Below are 17,678 nucleotides of genomic sequence, written 5' to 3'. Positions count from 1 at the left end.
CTTGAACCCGCACTCCCATACGGGAAAGAGATTTTAAGTCTCTCGTGTCTACCAATTCCACCACCCGGCCAGGGGGTTATCCACACAGTGAGGATAAGGGAAAAGTGGAGGCGCGAGCCGGAGTCGAACCGGCCTAGCTGGATTTGCAATCCAGAGCATAACCGCTTTGCTATCGCGCCTTGGCTTGAAGAGGGCGGAATTCTAGCGGAATCAGGAAAAAAATCCTAGTAATTTCTGGCACTTGCCCAAGAAATTGATTCTGAAAGCCCCCTCTTCCGTTCTCAGGATTCAGAGTTCTCCTCATCCGGCAACAGATAAGGCCACGCGGCCTTGAGGTAAATTACCATAGACCACAAAGTCAGGCCCGCCGCCCCGAATAGAGCGATATAACCGATAATCAACAACATGGGGATATTCGCCAGCAGCACGATCAAGGCCGTCATTTGCAGGGTCGTCTTGACCTTGCCAATGTAAGAGACGGCCACACTGGCGCCCTGCCCCAGCTTCGCCATCCACTCGCGCAGCGCGGAAATAACGATCTCCCTTCCGACGATGATAATAGCCGCTCCAACCACCCAAATTGAATCGTGGTGTAAAGTCACCAGCAAAACCAGCGCAATCACAACCATCAGCTTATCGGCCACGGGGTCCAGAAAGGCGCCAAAGGGCGTGCTCTGATCGTACTTACGAGCTACATAACCATCCAGCCAATCGGTGATTGCCGCGACACTGAAAATCATCGCAGAGGCAAAATGCGCCCAGCCAAATGGTAAATAAAACACCACCACGAACAGTGGAATAAGAACAAGTCGCAGCAGTGTCAGTTGGTTGGCCAGCGTCATGAAAAGCGGAGCTCTCTATTTGTTGAACGATGATTGAAACATGGGCTCAGCGTTCAGGAAATGCATCGGGAATCCAAAGTTGAGCGCGATGATACTACACCCACCGGCTCGCCGTCAGTCACGGCCGCCTAATCGCCATGAAAATAGGCGTAAATATCATCCGCCAAACGCTGACTGATACCCGGCACCTTACTCAGCTCGTTGACGCTGGCGCGCTGAATTTCTTGCAAACCGCCGAAGTGACGCAATAGCTCGCGCCGCCGTGTCGCACCTATACCCGGCAAATCCTCCAGGGTGGAAGTTTTTCGGCGTTTGTCCCGGCGCGCCCTGTGGCCGGTAATGGCAAACCGATGCGCCTCGTCGCGAATGTGCTGAATCAGATGCAGCGCCGGAGAGTCCGCGGGCATGCCCACTTCCTCACCGGTTTCCGCCCAGAACAGCGTTTCGAACCCAGCCTTACGGGTGGTGCCTTTGGCCACACCGAGCAATTGCACACCCGTCACGCCCAACTCATCCAGCACTTCTACGGCTTTGCGCAACTGCCCCTTACCACCGTCAATCAGCAAAATATCCGGCAACTTTCCCTCGCCTTTTTGCAAGCGCGTGTAGCGCCGATGCAACGCCTGAGCCGTGGCCGCGTAGTCGTCTCCCGGGGTGACGCCCTCAATATTAAAGCGGCGGTAATCCGACTTGAGCGGGCCGTTAGTGTCGAATACCACGCAAGATGCCTGGGGCAGCTCGCCACTACTGTGGCTGATATCGAAACATTCCAGCCGCTGTGGCACATCCTCCAAACCCAAGGCATCTTGAAGCGCGATAAACCGCTCCATACTGTTCTTGCGGCTATTGATGCGGCTTTGTAGATTCTGCTGCGCCGCGGTGGTGGCCATTTGCAACCATTGCGCACGATGGCTGCGCACCTTGTGGCTGATTTGTACCTGCCGGCCTGACGCTTGACGCAAAGCCGCGCTAAACACTTCAGCGTCTTCCATCGGCTGGTTGGTGATGATCTCCCGGGGTATCTCCCGGCCCTGCCCCAAATAAAACTGCGGCAAAAACTCGCCCAGCACTTCCGCGGCCGACTCAACCAAGCTGGCCTGGGGATAGAAGCTTCGGCTACCCAGAATACTTCCGCGGCGCACGAACAAAATGTGCACACAAATCAAGCCTGACTCCAGAATCGCGGCAACGATATCCAGATCACCACTGCCTTCTTCAATAACCTGCTGGGACTGAACGCTGCGCAACGCGGTAATTTGATCACGAAGCTCGGCGGCGCGCTCGAAATCTAGAGCCTGCGCCGCGCTGTCCATCTGGTCTGCCAGCTCACGCATCAGCGTATCGCTCTCGCCCTTCAGAAACAGGCGCGTGTGGCGCAAATCATTTTCGTAGTCTTCCGGGGTGACGAAGTTTACGCACGGCGCCGTGCAGCGTTTGATTTGATACTGCAAACATGGACGTGAGCGATTTTTGTACACACTGTCTTCGCACTGGCGCGTCTTAAACGTTTTCTGCAAAAAGCTCAGGCTCTCGCGCGCCGCTCCGGCATTGGGGTATGGGCCGAAGTACTCGCCGCGCTTTTTCTTGGCCCCGCGGTGCATGCCAATGCGTGGAAACGTTTCTCCGCTGGAGATAAAAATGTAGGGGTAGGATTTGTCGTCCCGCAACAGGATGTTGTAAGGCGGGCGGTTGTTCTTGATCAGATTGTGCTCAAGAATCAGCGCTTCGGTTTCGTTCGCCGTGACCGTGACTTCCACCTGCTGGATGCGCGCCACCAGCGCGGCGGTCTTGGGGCTTAAGCCTGTTTTGCGAAAATAACTGGCCAATCGCTTTTTCAGGTTTTTGGCTTTACCCACATAGAGCAGCTGGCCTTTGGCATCAAACATTTGATAGATGCCAGGCTGTGCGGTGGTATTGGCCAGGAAGCGAGCCGCGTCAAACGGCTCGGGAACGGTTACTTCATCGGTCATTCGGCTATTGTACTCTATGAGTACACAAGGGTGGTCGGCGCGGAGAGCTTATTAAACAACAGCCTCGGGATCGAGAAAATCATGCTTAACCGCCAGCAGAGTCAGCTCCACATCGCTGTTGATATCCAGCTTTTCAAAGATACGGTAGCGGTAGCTGTTCACGGTCTTAGGGCTGACGCAGAAAATATCGGCAATATCCTGCACTTTCTGCCCATTCGCAATGAGCATGGCGGTTTGCAGCTCCCTCTGGGAGAGTTTCTCGAAGGGTGAACCTTGATCTTTATCGCCGCTGAAATTCTTGAGCGCGAGCTGCTGGGCAATGCTGTTACTCATGTACAGGTCGCCGCGAATGACGCGATTGATGGCATCGGTAATTTCGCTGAAGTCCGCCCCTTTGGTCACGTAGCCCACCGCGCCCGCCTGCATCAGCCGCGTCGGATGAAGGCTGTCATCACAGGCCGTAACGGCAATGATTTTGACTTTGGGATTAACCTGACGGAGTTTACGGGTCGCTTCCAGGCCGCCCATGCCGGGCATTTTGACACCCATGAGGATTACATCGGGTTTCAGCTCACGCGCTTTGGACACGGCCTCTTCGCCGCTTTTTGCATCTCCGACAACTTCAAAACCTGGTACATCGGCCAACATACGAGCGATGCCCATGCGTACCAAATCATGGTCGTCCACTACCAATATCTTAGTCAACTCAGCCCCCAAACAGCCTACGGCAGTCAAACAGTATTTTTTTTATGCGCCGGTCTTGCACCGCAGGACTTCAAGCGAAGTACTCAGCGAATGTGCACTTGATACGGACTCTGGATCACTAACTTATGAGCGTCAAAGGAAAGGAGACTCACTCAGCTGCCTTTACCCCCGGCAACCCTGCTAGCCACGGTAGAATTGTAGTTGGTTGCCTGCCCAAGTGCCAGAGCTAGACACCATAAAAGTGCCCGCAACACGGGTCAGAAACTTGCCAGAGGGCCCGAAGCCCCCTTGGCGCCTGAATCATCAGGCATAAAAGATTACTGGAAAACGCTGCGGAAGGTCAAATTGATGCGCGGGCCCACAGTCCGTGCGGTTTTCGCCAATTGGTGCTGCCAATGGTGTTGTGTGGCGCCCGCCATTAAAAGCACCGAGCCGTTGGGGAGATCCTGGCGCACGGTGGGCCAGGCGCGGGCCTTGTGGCGAAGGCTGAAGCGCCGTGTGGCCCCCAAACTAACCGATGCAATCACTGGGTTGGCGCCCAGTTCCGGCTCGTCATCACTGTGCCAGGCAACGCTATCTCGCCCATCCCGATACAGGTTCGCCAAAACGCTGTTAAAGCGGTGACCTAGCCGCGCTTCCAGGCTGTGCTTGATCTCCGCCAGAGTTGGCGTCCAAGGTAAAGCGTCGAAATCCACGCCGGAATACCGATACCTATGCCCCGGATCCCCATACCAAACATCCAGACGCGGCACCGGCACTTTACGCCCGTGCATGCGAATAATGGTCTGCTGCCAGGCCAACTCAGCGTGCAAACGCCGAAAATAGTCATCGGCCTGGACCGAATCGAACCATTGCCGATACAGGCGTACATCTCCGTCCTGGCTAACCAACAGCTCCGGCTCATCCCCGCCTAAAGTCTCGAACAAGGATGGCTGATGCCCTTCAGCCATCAGCGGCGCACTTCCACTTCAAAGCTTTGGTGTTTTAAGCGCTCAATTTGATCGCGCAAGCGAGCCGCCTCTTCAAACTCCAAGTCCTTGGCCGCCTGCTGCATCGCCTGCTCCAACTTGGTGATGGTTTTCCACACATCGCCACCCTCAAGCTCGACGGCATACTTGGCCTGTTTTTCCGCCACGGCGGACTTGCGCGCATTGCGCCCACCTGCGCCTGGCACGTGGGCACCCTCCATGATGTCGGACACCTTTTTGCGAATACCGACGGGTGTAATGTTGTACTTGATGTTGTGGGCCAGCTGTTTGTTTCGGCGCCGCTCCGTTTCGTCGATCGCCCGCTGCATGGAGTTGGTCATTCGATCCGCATAGAGGATCGCTTTACCGGCGAGGTTGCGGGCGGCGCGGCCCATGGTCTGGATCAAGGAGCGATCCGAGCGCAGAAAGCCTTCTTTGTCCGCATCCAGAATCGCCACCAGGGACACTTCCGGCATATCCAACCCCTCTCTCAGCAGGTTGATCCCGACCAGTACGTCAAAGTGGCCGATACGCAGATCCCGGATAATTTCCACCCGCTCAACCGTGTCGATATCCGAGTGCAAATAACGCACGCGCACGCCGTGATCGGCCAGGTATTCAGTCAAATCCTCAGCCATGCGTTTGGTCAACACGGTAATCAGTACCCGTTCATCTTTATCCGCGCGCAAGCGGATTTCCGACAATGCGTCATCCACCTGATTCGTGGCCGGGCGCACTTCGATCTCCGGATCCACTAGGCCGGTGGGCCGCACAACTTGCTCCAACACCTGCCCGGCGTGTTCGTTCTCGTAGGGGCCCGGTGTGGCGGATACGAATATGGTTTGGGGCGAGGTACTTTCCCACTCGTCAAAGCGCATGGGCCGGTTATCCAGCGCCGAGGGCAAACGAAAACCGTATTCCACCAGGGTTTCCTTGCGCGAGCGGTCGCCTTTGTACATGGCGCCAATTTGCGGCACGGTGACGTGTGACTCATCTACCACCAGCAGCGCATCCTTCGGCAGGTAGTCAAACAGCGTGGGCGGCGGCATACCGGGTTCGCGGCCTGAGAGATAACGGGAGTAGTTTTCAATACCATTGCAGTAGCCCAGCTCCTGCATCATCTCCAGGTCATAACGGGTGCGCTGCTCCAGTCGTTGCGCCTCAACCAGCTTATTGTTGTCCCGCAGGTTCTCTAGCCGTTCACGCAACTCCAATTTGATGTTTTCCACCGCATCCAGGACGGTACTGCGCGGGGTGACATAGTGAGATTTTGGATATATGGTGAAGCGCGGAACCTTTTGGATCACTTCACCCGTCAGCGGGTCGAACACTGACAACTGCTCGATTTCATCGTCAAACAATTCAATACGCAACGCATGACAATCCGAGTCCGCCGGGTAAACGTCGATGACATCCCCACGCACACGGTAAGTGGCACGAGCAAAATCCATATCATTACGTGTGTATTGCAGCTCAGCGAGCCGGCGCAAAATTTGCCGCTGGTCCACGTGATCGCCGCGCACCAAATGCAGCAGCATTTTCAAGTAGGAGTCGGGATCACCCAAGCCGTAAATGGCAGAGACGGTGGCCACTACGATGGCGTCTTTACGCTCCATAAGCGCCTTCGTCGCCGACAAGCGCATTTGCTCAATGTGCTCATTGACCGACGCATCTTTTTCAATAAACGTGTCGGATGATGGCACATAAGCTTCAGGTTGATAGTAATCGTAGTAGGATACAAAGTACTCAACGGCGTTATTGGGGAAAAATTCTTTGAACTCTCCGTACAGCTGCGCCGCCAAAGTTTTGTTGTGTGCCATAATCAACGTAGGTCGCTGGACACTGGCCACCACATTGGCAATAGTAAAGGTCTTACCCGAGCCAGTGACGCCGAGCAATGTTTGGTGCGCCAAACCGGCCTCCAAACCTTTTACCAGGCCGGCGATGGCCGTAGGCTGATCACCTGCCGGCTCAAACGAACTTTGCACTACGAACTGTTTCGACATAGAAGAGTTTCTTGCAGGATGATTGACGGATAGCAAGTCGCCTATTGTATCGCAACGACTGATCAAAAACACAGATAACGCCATGAGCACCGAGAAACCCAAAACCGAGCTTGAACAGTGGCTCGAGCAAGAGGAAAGCACCCAGATTGTGGGGTGGCAGACACTCTCGGGCGGTGATATTTGCCGAACGCAGGTGATTACCACCGACGACGGCCGACGCTTTTGCGTTAAACACCAAAGCGCTGCGCCGGAGGATTTTTTCTCCGCTGAGGCCGAGGGGCTAGCCGCTTTGCGCCGCAACGGGAACCTGCGGGTTCCGCACGTCTACGCTTTTGATAAAACCTTCATAGCGCTCGAATACATTCCACCCGGCAGCCAAACCGCCGATTACTGGACGAATCTGGGCGCACAGCTGGCGCGCCTGCACAGTGATGCCTGCCCGTGCTTTGGTTTCACTCAAAACAACTATTGCGGACGCACACTCCAGCCCAACCCGCGCTATGACAATGGTCATGAGTTTTTTGTTCACGAGCGATTGCTCTACCAGGGCGAGCTCGCTCTTGAGCAGGGCCACCTGGCGGCCGATGAGCTTGCACAGCTGGAGCGCTTGTGTGCGCGCTTGCCTGAGCTGATTCCAGAACAGACACCCGCCCTACTCCATGGCGATCTTTGGTCGGGCAACATCCACAGCGACCTCCAAAACCGCCCGGTACTGATCGACCCAGCGTGTTACTGGGGCTGGCCGGAGGCTGACTTAGCCATGACGCGACTGTTTGGCGGTTTTGACGCACGTTTTTACCACAGCTACCAACAAGTGCGTCCGTTGGAGTCCGGTTGGGAAGAGCGGGTCCCGATTTACAATCTCTATCACCTACTGAATCACCTAAACCTTTTCGGTAGCAGCTATCACTCTCAAGTCTCTATGGTATTAAGTCACTACACCTAACCGTCGTAATAAGGATGATCTTTATGAAATACCGCACCGAGTCCGACAGCATGGGTACGATCAAGGTCCCGTCCGATGCCCTGTACGGTGCTCAAACGCAACGGGCGGTGGACAATTTCACCCTGAGCAATACGCCCCTACCAGCCAGCTTCATTCGCGCCATTGCGCACATCAAAAAAGCCGCTGCACAAGCCAATAGCGAACTGGAACTGCTGGATTCCAAAATGGCCGGTGCAATCGTCGATGCCTGCGACCAGTTGATCGCGGGTGAGCACTCAGATCAGTTTCCGGTGGACGTTTTTCAGACCGGTTCCGGAACCAGCACCAACATGAACGTGAATGAAGTGCTCGCCCATCTGGCCAGCGAAGCATTGGGCCAGCCCATCGGCGCCAACGATCACGTCAACATGAGTCAAAGCAGTAACGATGTCATTCCCACCGCCATTCATGTCAGTGCGGCTCTGGCCATTCAAAACCAGCTGCAACCCGCACTGGAACATTTGCACGGTACGCTGCTGGGCAAAGCCGAACAATTGCAAGAGGTAGTAAAAACCGGACGCACTCACCTGATGGACGCCATGCCCGTAACCATGGGACAGGAGCTGCGCGGCTGGGCCAGTCAAATTGCGGGCAATCACCACCGCCTGGAACACTCCCTGGGGCAACTGGCACAGGTGGCACAAGGCGGTACTGCTGTGGGAACCGGCATCAACGCGCACCCGGAATTTGCCGGGCTTTTTGCGGAAAAACTGAGCGAGAACGCCGGCCTGGAGTTTGTCACCAGCGATAATTTTTTTGCCGCCATTGGCAGCCAGGATGTGGCCGTCAGCACATCCGGCCAACTGAAAACCCTGGCCGCCAGTTTAATGAAAATGGCGAATGATTTGCGCTGGATGAACTCAGGCCCCCTGGCGGGGCTTGGCGAGATTGAATTGGAAGCCTTGCAACCCGGCTCGTCCATTATGCCTGGCAAAGTTAATCCGGTTATTCCAGAAGCGGTAGCCATGGCGTCGGCGCAAGTGATGGGGAACGATACAACCATCACCGTCGCCGGACAGTCCGGAAACTTTGAACTGAATGTGATGCTGCCACTGGTCGCTCACAACCTGCTCAACAGTATTGAGTTGATGAGCAACGCCTGCCGGGCGCTGGCCGATAAAGCCATTGCCAGCTTCCGTGTACGTCAGGACAACTTAAACCACGCCCTGGCCCGTAACCCCATCTTAGTGACCGCACTCAACCCCATTATCGGTTACGAAAAGGCCGCGGCCATCGCCAAGCGAGCTTATGCGGAAAGTCGTCCCATTATTGACGTAGCGGATGAGGAAACAGACCTGGGCCTGGAAGAGTTACAGCGTTTGCTGGACCCGCAGAAACTGACCAACGGTGGCCTGCCCGGTTAGGTTGATGAAAACTACCGGCGAATTAGGCCTGCGGCGCGCGCTCAGAAAGGTGCCGCCGCAACACCTCAGCCAGGTGCCGAGTGGCTGGGCCGGCCAAATCTCGATCGGCAAAAATCAGGTACAGAGAATAGACCCGCTCAGCGCCCGCCTCCATGGGCAGCAGCTTCAGCTCATTGTTGGCCAGCGCTTCACGCAAATAGGCTTCCGGCAACCAGGCGTAACTTAAACCCATACGCACGGCCGCCAGGGAGGTTTTGATGTGGCTGACGGTCCACCGCTGTTCCGCTTCCTGCCAGCCTTCGGAATGGCGCCGGTGCATACCTGAATCCCGCACAATCATTTGTCGGTGGTGACGTAAATCCTCAAACGTCACCGGCCGCCCCAAATGCTGTAAAGGGTGTTGAGGGCTGGTCACCCCGTAAAACGTCACGGGCATGAGATAGTCCCCGACAAAACCCGGCGGCACCCGTGCCGCCACGGCCAAATCCACTCGCCGCTGGACCAACGCATCGTCGGTGCCGCTCATTACTGACTCGTAAAACTCCACCCGGGTTTCGGGAAAGGCATCGGCAAATTCCGCCAAGCCAGCCAGGATCTTTTCCGGGGGAATAAGCACATCGCCTGCCAAACCTACCAAGGGTTCAACCTGCTCGGACAGGCGGCAGGCCGCGCTTTCCAACCGCTCTGCCTCCGCCAACAAATGCCGGGCACGCCGGTACAAAAGCTCGCCAGGCGCGGTGGGCACCGCACGGCGCCCTTGAAGCTCAAATACCGCCACGCCCAGCGCCGTTTCCAGTTGCTGAATGGCGTAGGACACCGCTGACTGGCTCTTTCCCAACTGTTCAGCCGCCTTGGCGTAGCTGCCCGCATCAATCACCGCCAGCAGCGCGCGCCACTGCTCCAGACTCACTTTCGGTTCCATTAGCCCCCCTGAAACCCAAACCAATCGAATTTTTCGATCAAACTGCGCTAAATATCCCTGTTTATCATTCATCCGTCAAATTGTTTAATGGTTGCAACTTAATGATTCCCATCACGCAAGGAACTCAAGATGACCAAATTACTTCAGATCAACAGTAGCCTTTCAGGCGATGACGGCTACTCCAGCGCCCTGACCAACCGATTTGTAGAACAATGGCTGGCTAGCCACCCCAAAGGTACCGTTAAGGTTAGGGATTTGGCCCGCCACCCGGTCCCACACCTGGATGCGGCAAGATTGCATGCCTTCATCACGCCGGAGGAGAAGCGTACCGAGGAGCAGCAGGAGATCGTCGCCTACTCCGACACCTTGATTAACGAACTGCGGGAAGCGGACATTATTGTGATTGGTGTGCCCATGTATAACTTTGGCATCCCTTCAACACTGAAAGCTTATTTCGACCACGTCGCCCGCTCTGGAGAAACTTTCCGCTACACCGAAAACGGCCCTGAAGGCCTGCTGGATGACAAACCCGTGTATTTGTTCGCGGCACGCGGCGGACTCTATGAGGGCACAGAGGCTGACTCTCAGACCGGTTACTTGAATACCTTTTTAAGCTTTTTGGGTTTGCACAGCACCCAGTTCGTTTACGCTGAGGGTATGGCCATGAGAGGCGCTAAAGAAAGAGCGCTGGAGAAAGCGTCCGCCAAAATCGAACAACTCGCTGCTGCTTAACCGCACACCACGTCAGCGACACTTAATCAGGAGTCGATATGCAACGCCAACTGATGCAAATTATCCCGCACCGCCCCACCAGCGATGGTGCGGGAGTGAAAATCAAGCGCACTTTGGGGCAAACACAACGGACGCGCCTGGATCCGTTTTTGATGTTGGACGAATTCAAATCCGACAGCGCCGATGACTACATTGGCGGCTTCCCCGCCCACCCGCACCGGGGATTCGAAACGGTCACCTACATGCTCGCAGGCCACATGCTGCACGAGGACCATATGGGCAACCGTGGCGACCTGAAAGGCGGTGACGTGCAGTGGATGACCGCGGGCCGCGGGATTATTCACTCCGAAATGCCTCAACAGGACAACGGCCTGATGCACGGCTTCCAGTTGTGGATCAATCTGCCCGCCGACGAAAAAATGAAGCCGGCGGAATACCGAGATATACCGGCGGAAGATATTCCCTTTGTGAAGCTCAGCGACGGCGGCAGCATTAAAGTCATCGCCGGGGAAGTAAGCGCCGAAGGAACTACCGTCAGTGGTCCCATTCAGGGGCTCAGCACCCAGCCCCGCTATTGGGATCTGCGCTTGCCGCCCAACGGCACGTTTAGTCAACCGCTACCCCAGGGCCACAATGTATTCTTGTATGTGTTTGAAGGAGACGTGGCAGTTGGTGCGGATAATCGCCGCCTGGAAAGCGGTAATGCCGGTGTACTGGGCGATGGCACGGAGCTGAGCCTCACCGCGGGACCAAAAGGCGTCAGTGTGTTGATACTCTCCGGGCGCCCCATTGGTGAGCCCATCGCTCAATATGGCCCGTTTGTGATGAACACCAGCGAAGAAATTGAAGAAGCCATTGAAGCTTACCGCCAGGGTCGCTTGGCAAGTTAACGGCTAAGTCGAAGGACTAGAAGCAAGGGCGGCAATAGCCGCCCTTTTCGGTTAACGTGCTACTGGGTTAACGTCCCTTGGGTTAACGAGATAGCCGCAAAGCAACCGCCGTAGCCAACGCCCACACCCAGGAAAAGAAAAATACCAGTACCGGCGTCAGCATACCGAGGTTCAAACCGGCAACGCCCGCATTGGTATGGTATGGATAGAAAATAAACAGCTGCGCCAACGCCGGAAACAAACAAAACACCAGCGTCTGTGCGAGCAAACGGCTGCGTAAAACCGGCAGAATAAACAGAAAGCCCCACAAGCCGCCCCACACAATACGTGGGTACAACCAGTTCAAGGTAAGGTCTGGCGCAATCGCCACACCCAAGGCTCGATTCACACCCGTATAACCAAACTGCCAAATCACCAGACTGCTGATCAAACCGCCCAGCGCGCCAGCGCCAAAGACCAATAACAGTTTTCTCATGGCATTTTCCTCGTTCCAAAATCATGGAGTAAGGCGCACGCTGCGCTCACTCGTGTCGCATCAGTCTACCGCAGAGATAACCTTTTCACCAAAAAAGACTGTTACTATAACCGGCTTATTTTTCCAAACCCTGCCTGTGCTTTGCACCGTGCCACTGATCGAGCCGTACCGTCATGTTCGCTTTTTTTGAAAGCCTGCTAAAACCCTTCCCCCCCGACGAGCCAGAGCGTCCGCCCAAGACCCTGGTAGCTTTCTGTCGCCACTATACCCGTGGCGCCTCTGGCTTACTGATAGCCATGGCTATGCTCGCCGCCGTGATTGCAGCGCTCGAAATTGCTCTGTTCAGCTTTTTGGGCGTACTGGTGGATTGGCTCAGTACCACCGAGCCCGATCAACTGTGGGCGCAACACGGCACACAATTGCTGCTGATGGGCGCTCTGGTGTTAATTGTGCTGCCAATCACAGTGTTTTTTCATTCGGTATTGATTCACCAAAGCCTGGCGGGCAACTACCCCATGGTGATCCGCTGGCTGGCGCACCGATATTTGCTCGGTCAGAGCGTTAGCTTTTTTCAGGATGAATTTGCCGGGCGCATTGCCACCAAGGTGATGCAAACTGCCTTGGCAGTCCGCGAAACTGTGATGAAGTTATTGGATATCGCCGTATACATTTTGGTGTATTTCGCCGGCATGATTGTCCTGTTAAGCAGCCTGGACTACCGTCTGGGGATGCCTTTAGTCGCTTGGTTTATCGCCTATGCAGGGCTGATGTATTACTTCCTGCCACGCCTGGCGCAAGTAGCGACTCGGCAAGCGGACGCCCGCTCGGAAATGACCGGCCGCATCGTCGATACCTACACCAATATCGCCACAGTAAAATTGTTTTCCCATTCCCGCCGGGAAGCGGACTACGCCCGCTCGGGCATGTCCCACTTTCTCGGTACCGTTTATCCACAGATGCGCCTGGCCACGCTCTTGAGCAGTGGCGTGTGGACCATTAATGCGTTGCTAATTTTCAGCACGGCCGCGCTCGCCATCTGGCTGTGGCACGGCGGCAACATCTCCACCGGCGCCATCGCCGCCGCGCTGGGGCTCATATTGCGGCTCAATGGCATGTCCCAATGGATCATGTGGGAGGTATCCAACCTGTTCGAGAACATCGGCACCACCAAAGATGGCATCAACACCTTCTCCACCGTGCGCACAGTACGTGATCAAGCAGACGCAAAACCCCTGCAAGTCACCGACGGCAAACTGCAATTCGATCACGTCAGCTTTCATTACGGAAAAGACGAAGGAGTATTGAAAGACTTTAATCTAAACATCCGGCCCGGAGAGAAAATCGGTTTGGTGGGCCGCTCCGGGGCTGGCAAGTCCACACTGGTGAACTTGCTGTTGCGCTTCTACGACTTGGAGAAAGGTCGCATTCTGATCGATGACCAGGACATTTCCAAAGTGCAGCAAGAGAGCTTGCGAGCACAGATCGGAATGATCACCCAAGACACATCGCTGCTCCACCGCTCCGTGCGCGACAACCTACTCTATGGTCGCCCCGACGCCAGTGAAGAAGAGATGATCGAAGCGGCCCGCCAGGCCGAGGCGCACGACTTTATTCAAGAACTCAGCGACGCCAAAGGCCGACGTGGTTACGACGCCCATGTGGGCGAGCGCGGCGTAAAACTCTCCGGCGGCCAGCGCCAACGCATTGCCATCGCCCGAGTGCTATTGAAAGACGCGCCGATTCTGATTATGGACGAGGCGACATCTGCTCTGGATTCGGAAGTGGAAGCCGCCATTCAGACCAATTTGAATCAGCTCATGGAAGGAAAAACGGTCATTGCCATTGCACACCGCTTATCAACCATTGCCGCATTGGATCGTTTAATCGTACTGGATCAAGGTCGCATTATTGAGCAAGGAACCCACTCCGAACTGATTCAGAGCGGAGGCGTTTACGCGCAACTGTGGGCGCATCAATCGGGCGGATTTTTGGGCGAAGGTTAACACCTCCCTATTTGCCATCCCCACGAAGGCGCACTACTGTCCGGAATAATTAAACTTCGTAAGAAGGTTCTCGGGTCGCGCAGGGTGAATGTTCAGCAAACGTCGTGAACCCATCCGTGGGGACTGCCTCAAAAGGTCCCTCTTTTGAGGCTTGCTGAACACTCACCCTGCACGCCCCGCCGTAGCATCACGCTACGGAGTTCTTTTCCTTATATCACCTACCCAGTGTCGTCATTCCCGCGAAAGCGGGAATCCAAGGTAAGAATGCGTTAGTTGCGGCGGCCGAGGTGATTCGCAGGAGGCTTTTCGAAACTCTCACAAGAAGGATCTTGTGGGAGAGCCCCCAGGGATGGGTCTACGGCGTTTTCGAAAAGCCTCCTGGGAAGCGCCCGGGACTCCTCTTACGAAGTGCCCTGGACAACAGTACGCGAAAATTTACTTGCGCCCTCTTCCGTAACTCTCCCACATCAGCCACAACAAACCGACGATAAATCCGACGTGGGCCAGTAAAGCGCCCAGGCCAAAGAGCATACCCAGCACCTGTGGATTGCCATCCTCCGGGCCCACCATTTCATACGCCATGTAGGGGAGCGCTGTGACAAAAAGCAGCAGCAGACTCAGCGCAATGACTTTTAGGCCCGGCGGGGAATCGCTGCGCAGTATGGCCTTAATCGGATTTTTAAGCATAAAAAAGTACCTACTGCGCAGCACTCAGCCTTCATTGGTGAACCATGGCGACTGTTTGCTGATGCGCCAGCAACGCATGCATCTGCGCTTCAGATTTTAGTACACGAATTTTTACATCCCTGCTCTTCAGGCTTACGTCAATACCCAAATCTTGCCGTAAAACCTTCTCCAGCTCCTCGGAGCGGACATTGCCCTGCTCGGCAATGCGTTCCATCTGCTCTTTACTCAATTGCGCCGAATCACCATTGGGAAGATAAATAGTGCCAGTAGCGAAGTCCACCGCGAAAGCAATCGCGCCCGGAACCACATAAAACAGTAAACCAACGGCATTAAGTGCGACGATGGCGGGATCCAGTCGCCCACCTTCCTGACCGCGACGCTCGGGATGGATGATGGTCCCGCAAGCCGCTGTTTGCATGATCAACCCGACCGCTAAAATCCAGGCACACGTTTTGATATGACGCTGAATATCCATGACAAATTCCCTCTCTGTCCGTCAACGAATTGGCCCAAGCCTACCGCTTCTGGGTCGTCCAGCTTAACAGAAAAAAGTGAGAAAAAAACCGAGGCGACGTCCTTGTCATACAGCGCAGCATGCGGGCATTAAATCCGTCGGGATTAAATGACGGCTAGTGGCGAATCATCCAACATTGATGAATCTTTGGATTGCGTTTGAAATCCGGATCGAGGGTTTGCGCGCTAATATCCTGCAGCTCATAATCCTGAAGAGAGGCCTGATCCATTTTGAACGTGCGCAAGTTGGTGGAAAAAATCAGCGAACCACCTTGTGCCACCGCCTTCATGCTCTTGTGAATCAGAGATACATGATCGCGCTGAATATCCAACACATCGGGCATTTTTTTCGAGTTAGAAAAACTCGGCGGATCCAGGAACACTAAGTCGAACTGCTGGGTATTGGTTTCCAACCATTTAATGCAATCAGCCTGCTCCAAACGATTACGCCCCTCACTTAAACCATTGAGCGCCAAATTCTTGCGCGCCCAGTTCAAATAGGTAGGCGACATATCCACACTGAGTGTAAAACGGGCGCCGCCTAAAGCGGCATGCATGCTGGCACTGGCGGTGTAGCAAAACAAATTCAAAAAGCTTTTGCCTTTGGCCTGCTGCGCAATCATTCGTCGCACGGGGCGGTGATCCAAAAACAACCCAGTATCCAAGTATTGCCACAAGTTGATTTGTAGGTTCGCTTCGCCCTCACGCACGGTAATGAGTTCACCACTGGGGCGGTCGGCCAGTTTTTCGTATTGGCTGGTGCCTTTGTTACGGCGCCTCTGTTTGTAAACGATCCGCTCGGATGGAATTTCCAGCACCTGCGGCAAAGCGGCTTTAATTTCCGCAAAGCGTTGTTCGGCGCGGCGTTCATCCACAGACTTGGGTGCCGTGTACTCCTGCACATGGGCGTACAACAAGGGCTCGCCGCGCCGCCCTGTTTCCACGCCCCAATACAAATCCACCGCTGCCGCGTATTCCGGCATATCGGCATCGTACAATCGGTAGCACTGAATAGATTCTTTGCGCGCCCATTTGTCCAACTGCTTCAGGTTTTTGCGCAACCGGTTAGCCAGCATTTGGGCGCCGGGGGTAAGCTGTGCAGCTTCCGTCTCGGCTCCCTTTCGATCTGATGGCTCTTGGAGCGGACCGGCTTTGACAAAGGCGGCTTCATTGATTGAGAACAGCAACAGCTCCGTCGGCAAGGCCCCATTGAACATTTTGTACTTTCTCTCAGCCCGTAGACCCATCTGTTTGCCCAGCTCCGGGTTGCCGGTGAACACGGCTGCCCGCCAACCGGCAAATTCCGTGCGCAGGCGCTCTCCCAAATGGCCGTACAGCAACTTAAGGGATTCAATTTCGCCCAGCCGTTCTCCATAAGGCGGGTTAGTAACGATCAGGCCGGAATCGAACGTGGTGTGGGTGGGCTTTTTAAACGCCGCCAATTCTTTGCGACTGACTCTGAGCCAGTCGTCCAGCTCAGCTCTTACAATGTTGTCTTCTGCTGCGCGAATCACTTTGAGGTCCGCGTCGTAACCGCGAATTTCCGGCCGCTCAGCCGCCATCCCCCGGCGGCGGCGTTCGATGGCCTCTTCCCGCAACTCCAGCCAAATATCATTGCGGTGATTGAGCCAGCGCTCAAAGCCAAAACTCGCCCGCCCCAGACCCGGCGCTATGTCGGCGGCCATATGGGCCGCTTCGATCAGCAGGGTACCGGAACCGCACATAGGGTCCAACAAGGGTGCGCCCTGGCGGGCCAATTCCGGCCAACCGGCGCGCATTAGGATTCCAGCCGCTAAGTTCTCCTTCAAGGGCGCACTGCCCTGTTTAAGCCGGTATCCGCGCCGGTGCAGACTTTCCCCAGACAAGTCCAGGCTGACCACCACTTTGTTTTTGCTCAACCGAGCGTTGATACGCAGATCGGGATTCTGCTTACTCACGGAAGGCCGCGAGCCGGCAAAGTCCCGCAAGCGGTCCACCACCGCATCCTTGATTTTGACCGCCCCAAATTGGGTGTTGCGAATGGCATCGCTGGAACCAATAAAGTCCACCAACAGCGTGCTCTGAGGGCCAAGATGCTCCTCCCAGGCAACGCTGTGGGCACCTTCGTAAAGATCTTCCTGACTGCTTACGTCAAAGCTGGCCAAGGGTAAAAGCACCTTATTGGCGAGCCTGGACCAGAGGCAAACCCGGTAGGCTAAGGCTAGATCGCCATCGAAGTAGACGCCGGCCACGGTTTCCCGTCTCTGAGTGGCGCCTAACGTCGCCAACTCCTCCATCAGAAGACCTTCAAGACCCTTAGGGCACGTTGCGAAATACGGATGTTGCTGGCTCACCATGGATTCCTATTCAGTTGCATTCACGCTCAATTGAGCCAGAGGCCTTGTGGTTACGGCAGGTTCATTTTGTCAAACCCATTGCTAGAGCTTTGGGCCATATGCAGGCGCCTGGCTATAAAAATAAATTCGTTCCCAAACCGACTCAATGTTGGTGTACTGCAATTGCCTCTTCAAAGGAATGTCGTTGCTGGTTCCAAACACAGGCAAGTGTAACAGCCAGCGAGGCATATGCAGTGCTTTACCGCGCCGCCACTCCGGGAACCCCCAACCCCCGGGGCGC

Annotated in this window: 15 protein-coding genes and 1 tRNA gene; 5 read left to right on the top strand and 11 right to left on the bottom strand. The window is 55.3% G+C overall.

All coding sequences use genetic code 11. From position 1 onward, the window contains the following. Positions 1–105: 105 nt before the first annotated feature. The 6 genes from RBH33_RS16795 to uvrB all read right to left on the bottom strand — a co-directional run bounded on the left by RBH33_RS16795 (position 106) and on the right by uvrB (position 6,491). Positions 106–179, bottom strand: a tRNA-Cys gene (locus tag RBH33_RS16795). A gap of 102 nt (positions 180–281) precedes the next feature. Continuing rightward, positions 282–842, bottom strand: a complete 561-nt coding sequence (gene pgsA, locus RBH33_RS16790; RefSeq protein ID WP_306733377.1) for a CDP-diacylglycerol--glycerol-3-phosphate 3-phosphatidyltransferase — start codon at positions 840–842, stop codon at positions 282–284. Between the two features lie 128 nt (positions 843–970). Continuing rightward, complete coding sequence (gene uvrC, locus RBH33_RS16785; RefSeq protein WP_306733376.1) at positions 971–2,812, bottom strand: excinuclease ABC subunit UvrC; 1,842 nt, start codon at positions 2,810–2,812, stop codon at positions 971–973. Positions 2,813–2,863: 51 nt separating this feature from the next. After that, the gene (locus RBH33_RS16780) at positions 2,864–3,517 is read right to left on the bottom strand and encodes a response regulator (RefSeq protein ID WP_306733375.1); all 654 of its coding nucleotides are present in this window, start codon (positions 3,515–3,517) and stop codon (positions 2,864–2,866) included. A gap of 317 nt (positions 3,518–3,834) precedes the next feature. Next, positions 3,835–4,467: an alpha-ketoglutarate-dependent dioxygenase AlkB family protein gene (locus RBH33_RS16775; RefSeq protein WP_306733374.1), complete on the bottom strand. Its 633-nt coding sequence runs from the start codon at positions 4,465–4,467 to the stop codon at positions 3,835–3,837. Further along, positions 4,467–6,491, bottom strand: coding sequence for an excinuclease ABC subunit UvrB (uvrB, locus tag RBH33_RS16770; RefSeq protein WP_306733373.1), 2,025 nt, complete (start codon positions 6,489–6,491; stop codon positions 4,467–4,469). Before uvrB ends, RBH33_RS16775 begins: the two co-directional genes overlap by 1 nt. An 82-nt stretch (positions 6,492–6,573) precedes the next feature. On the opposite strand from uvrB, the gene RBH33_RS16765 reads away from it, so the two are divergent. Both RBH33_RS16765 and RBH33_RS16760 read left to right on the top strand, forming a co-directional pair. After that, positions 6,574–7,437 carry a fructosamine kinase family protein gene (locus tag RBH33_RS16765; protein ID WP_306733372.1) on the top strand — a complete coding sequence of 288 codons (864 nt, stop codon included), beginning with the start codon at positions 6,574–6,576 and terminating at the stop codon, positions 7,435–7,437. A gap of 23 nt (positions 7,438–7,460) precedes the next feature. After that, positions 7,461–8,840 carry a class II fumarate hydratase gene (locus RBH33_RS16760; protein ID WP_306733371.1) on the top strand — a complete coding sequence of 460 codons (1,380 nt, stop codon included), beginning with the start codon at positions 7,461–7,463 and terminating at the stop codon, positions 8,838–8,840. A 22-nt stretch (positions 8,841–8,862) separates the two neighbouring features. Here RBH33_RS16760 and RBH33_RS16755 read toward each other — a convergent pair whose 3' ends face one another. Further along, a complete protein-coding gene (locus RBH33_RS16755) occupies positions 8,863–9,762 on the bottom strand; it encodes a LysR family transcriptional regulator (protein ID WP_306733370.1) in 900 nt (299 codons plus the stop codon). Between the two features lie 129 nt (positions 9,763–9,891). Between RBH33_RS16755 and RBH33_RS16750 the strand changes: the two genes are divergently transcribed. Then, positions 9,892–10,494 (top strand): FMN-dependent NADH-azoreductase, encoded by a 603-nt coding sequence (locus tag RBH33_RS16750; protein ID WP_306733369.1) that lies wholly within the window; start codon positions 9,892–9,894, stop codon positions 10,492–10,494. Between the two features lie 38 nt (positions 10,495–10,532). After that, positions 10,533–11,384, top strand: coding sequence for a pirin family protein (locus RBH33_RS16745; RefSeq protein WP_306733368.1), 852 nt, complete (start codon positions 10,533–10,535; stop codon positions 11,382–11,384). Positions 11,385–11,466: 82 nt separating this feature from the next. Here RBH33_RS16745 and RBH33_RS16740 read toward each other — a convergent pair whose 3' ends face one another. Then, positions 11,467–11,859 (bottom strand): hypothetical protein, encoded by a 393-nt coding sequence (locus RBH33_RS16740; protein ID WP_306733367.1) that lies wholly within the window; start codon positions 11,857–11,859, stop codon positions 11,467–11,469. 173 nt (positions 11,860–12,032) lie between these two features. Between RBH33_RS16740 and RBH33_RS16735 the strand changes: the two genes are divergently transcribed. Then, positions 12,033–13,862 (top strand): ABC transporter ATP-binding protein, encoded by a 1,830-nt coding sequence (locus RBH33_RS16735; protein WP_306733366.1) that lies wholly within the window; start codon positions 12,033–12,035, stop codon positions 13,860–13,862. A gap of 435 nt (positions 13,863–14,297) precedes the next feature. On the opposite strand, the gene RBH33_RS16730 is transcribed toward RBH33_RS16735, so the two are convergent. From RBH33_RS16730 to rlmKL, 3 genes are all read right to left on the bottom strand, one after another. Further along, complete coding sequence (locus RBH33_RS16730; RefSeq protein WP_306733365.1) at positions 14,298–14,549, bottom strand: hypothetical protein; 252 nt, start codon at positions 14,547–14,549, stop codon at positions 14,298–14,300. Positions 14,550–14,580: 31 nt separating this feature from the next. Next, positions 14,581–15,024: a hypothetical protein gene (locus tag RBH33_RS16725; RefSeq protein ID WP_306733364.1), complete on the bottom strand. Its 444-nt coding sequence runs from the start codon at positions 15,022–15,024 to the stop codon at positions 14,581–14,583. 154 nt (positions 15,025–15,178) lie between these two features. Continuing rightward, complete coding sequence (rlmKL, locus tag RBH33_RS16720; protein ID WP_306733363.1) at positions 15,179–17,398, bottom strand: bifunctional 23S rRNA (guanine(2069)-N(7))-methyltransferase RlmK/23S rRNA (guanine(2445)-N(2))-methyltransferase RlmL; 2,220 nt, start codon at positions 17,396–17,398, stop codon at positions 15,179–15,181. Positions 17,399–17,678 lie beyond the last annotated feature (280 nt).

The organism is Marinimicrobium hydrolyticum, from assembly GCF_030848505.1.
Lineage (GTDB): Bacteria > Pseudomonadota > Gammaproteobacteria > Pseudomonadales > Cellvibrionaceae > JAVDDU01.
The sequence above is the reverse complement of the archived record's forward strand: the minus strand, read 5'-3'. Positions and strand labels throughout refer to the sequence as shown.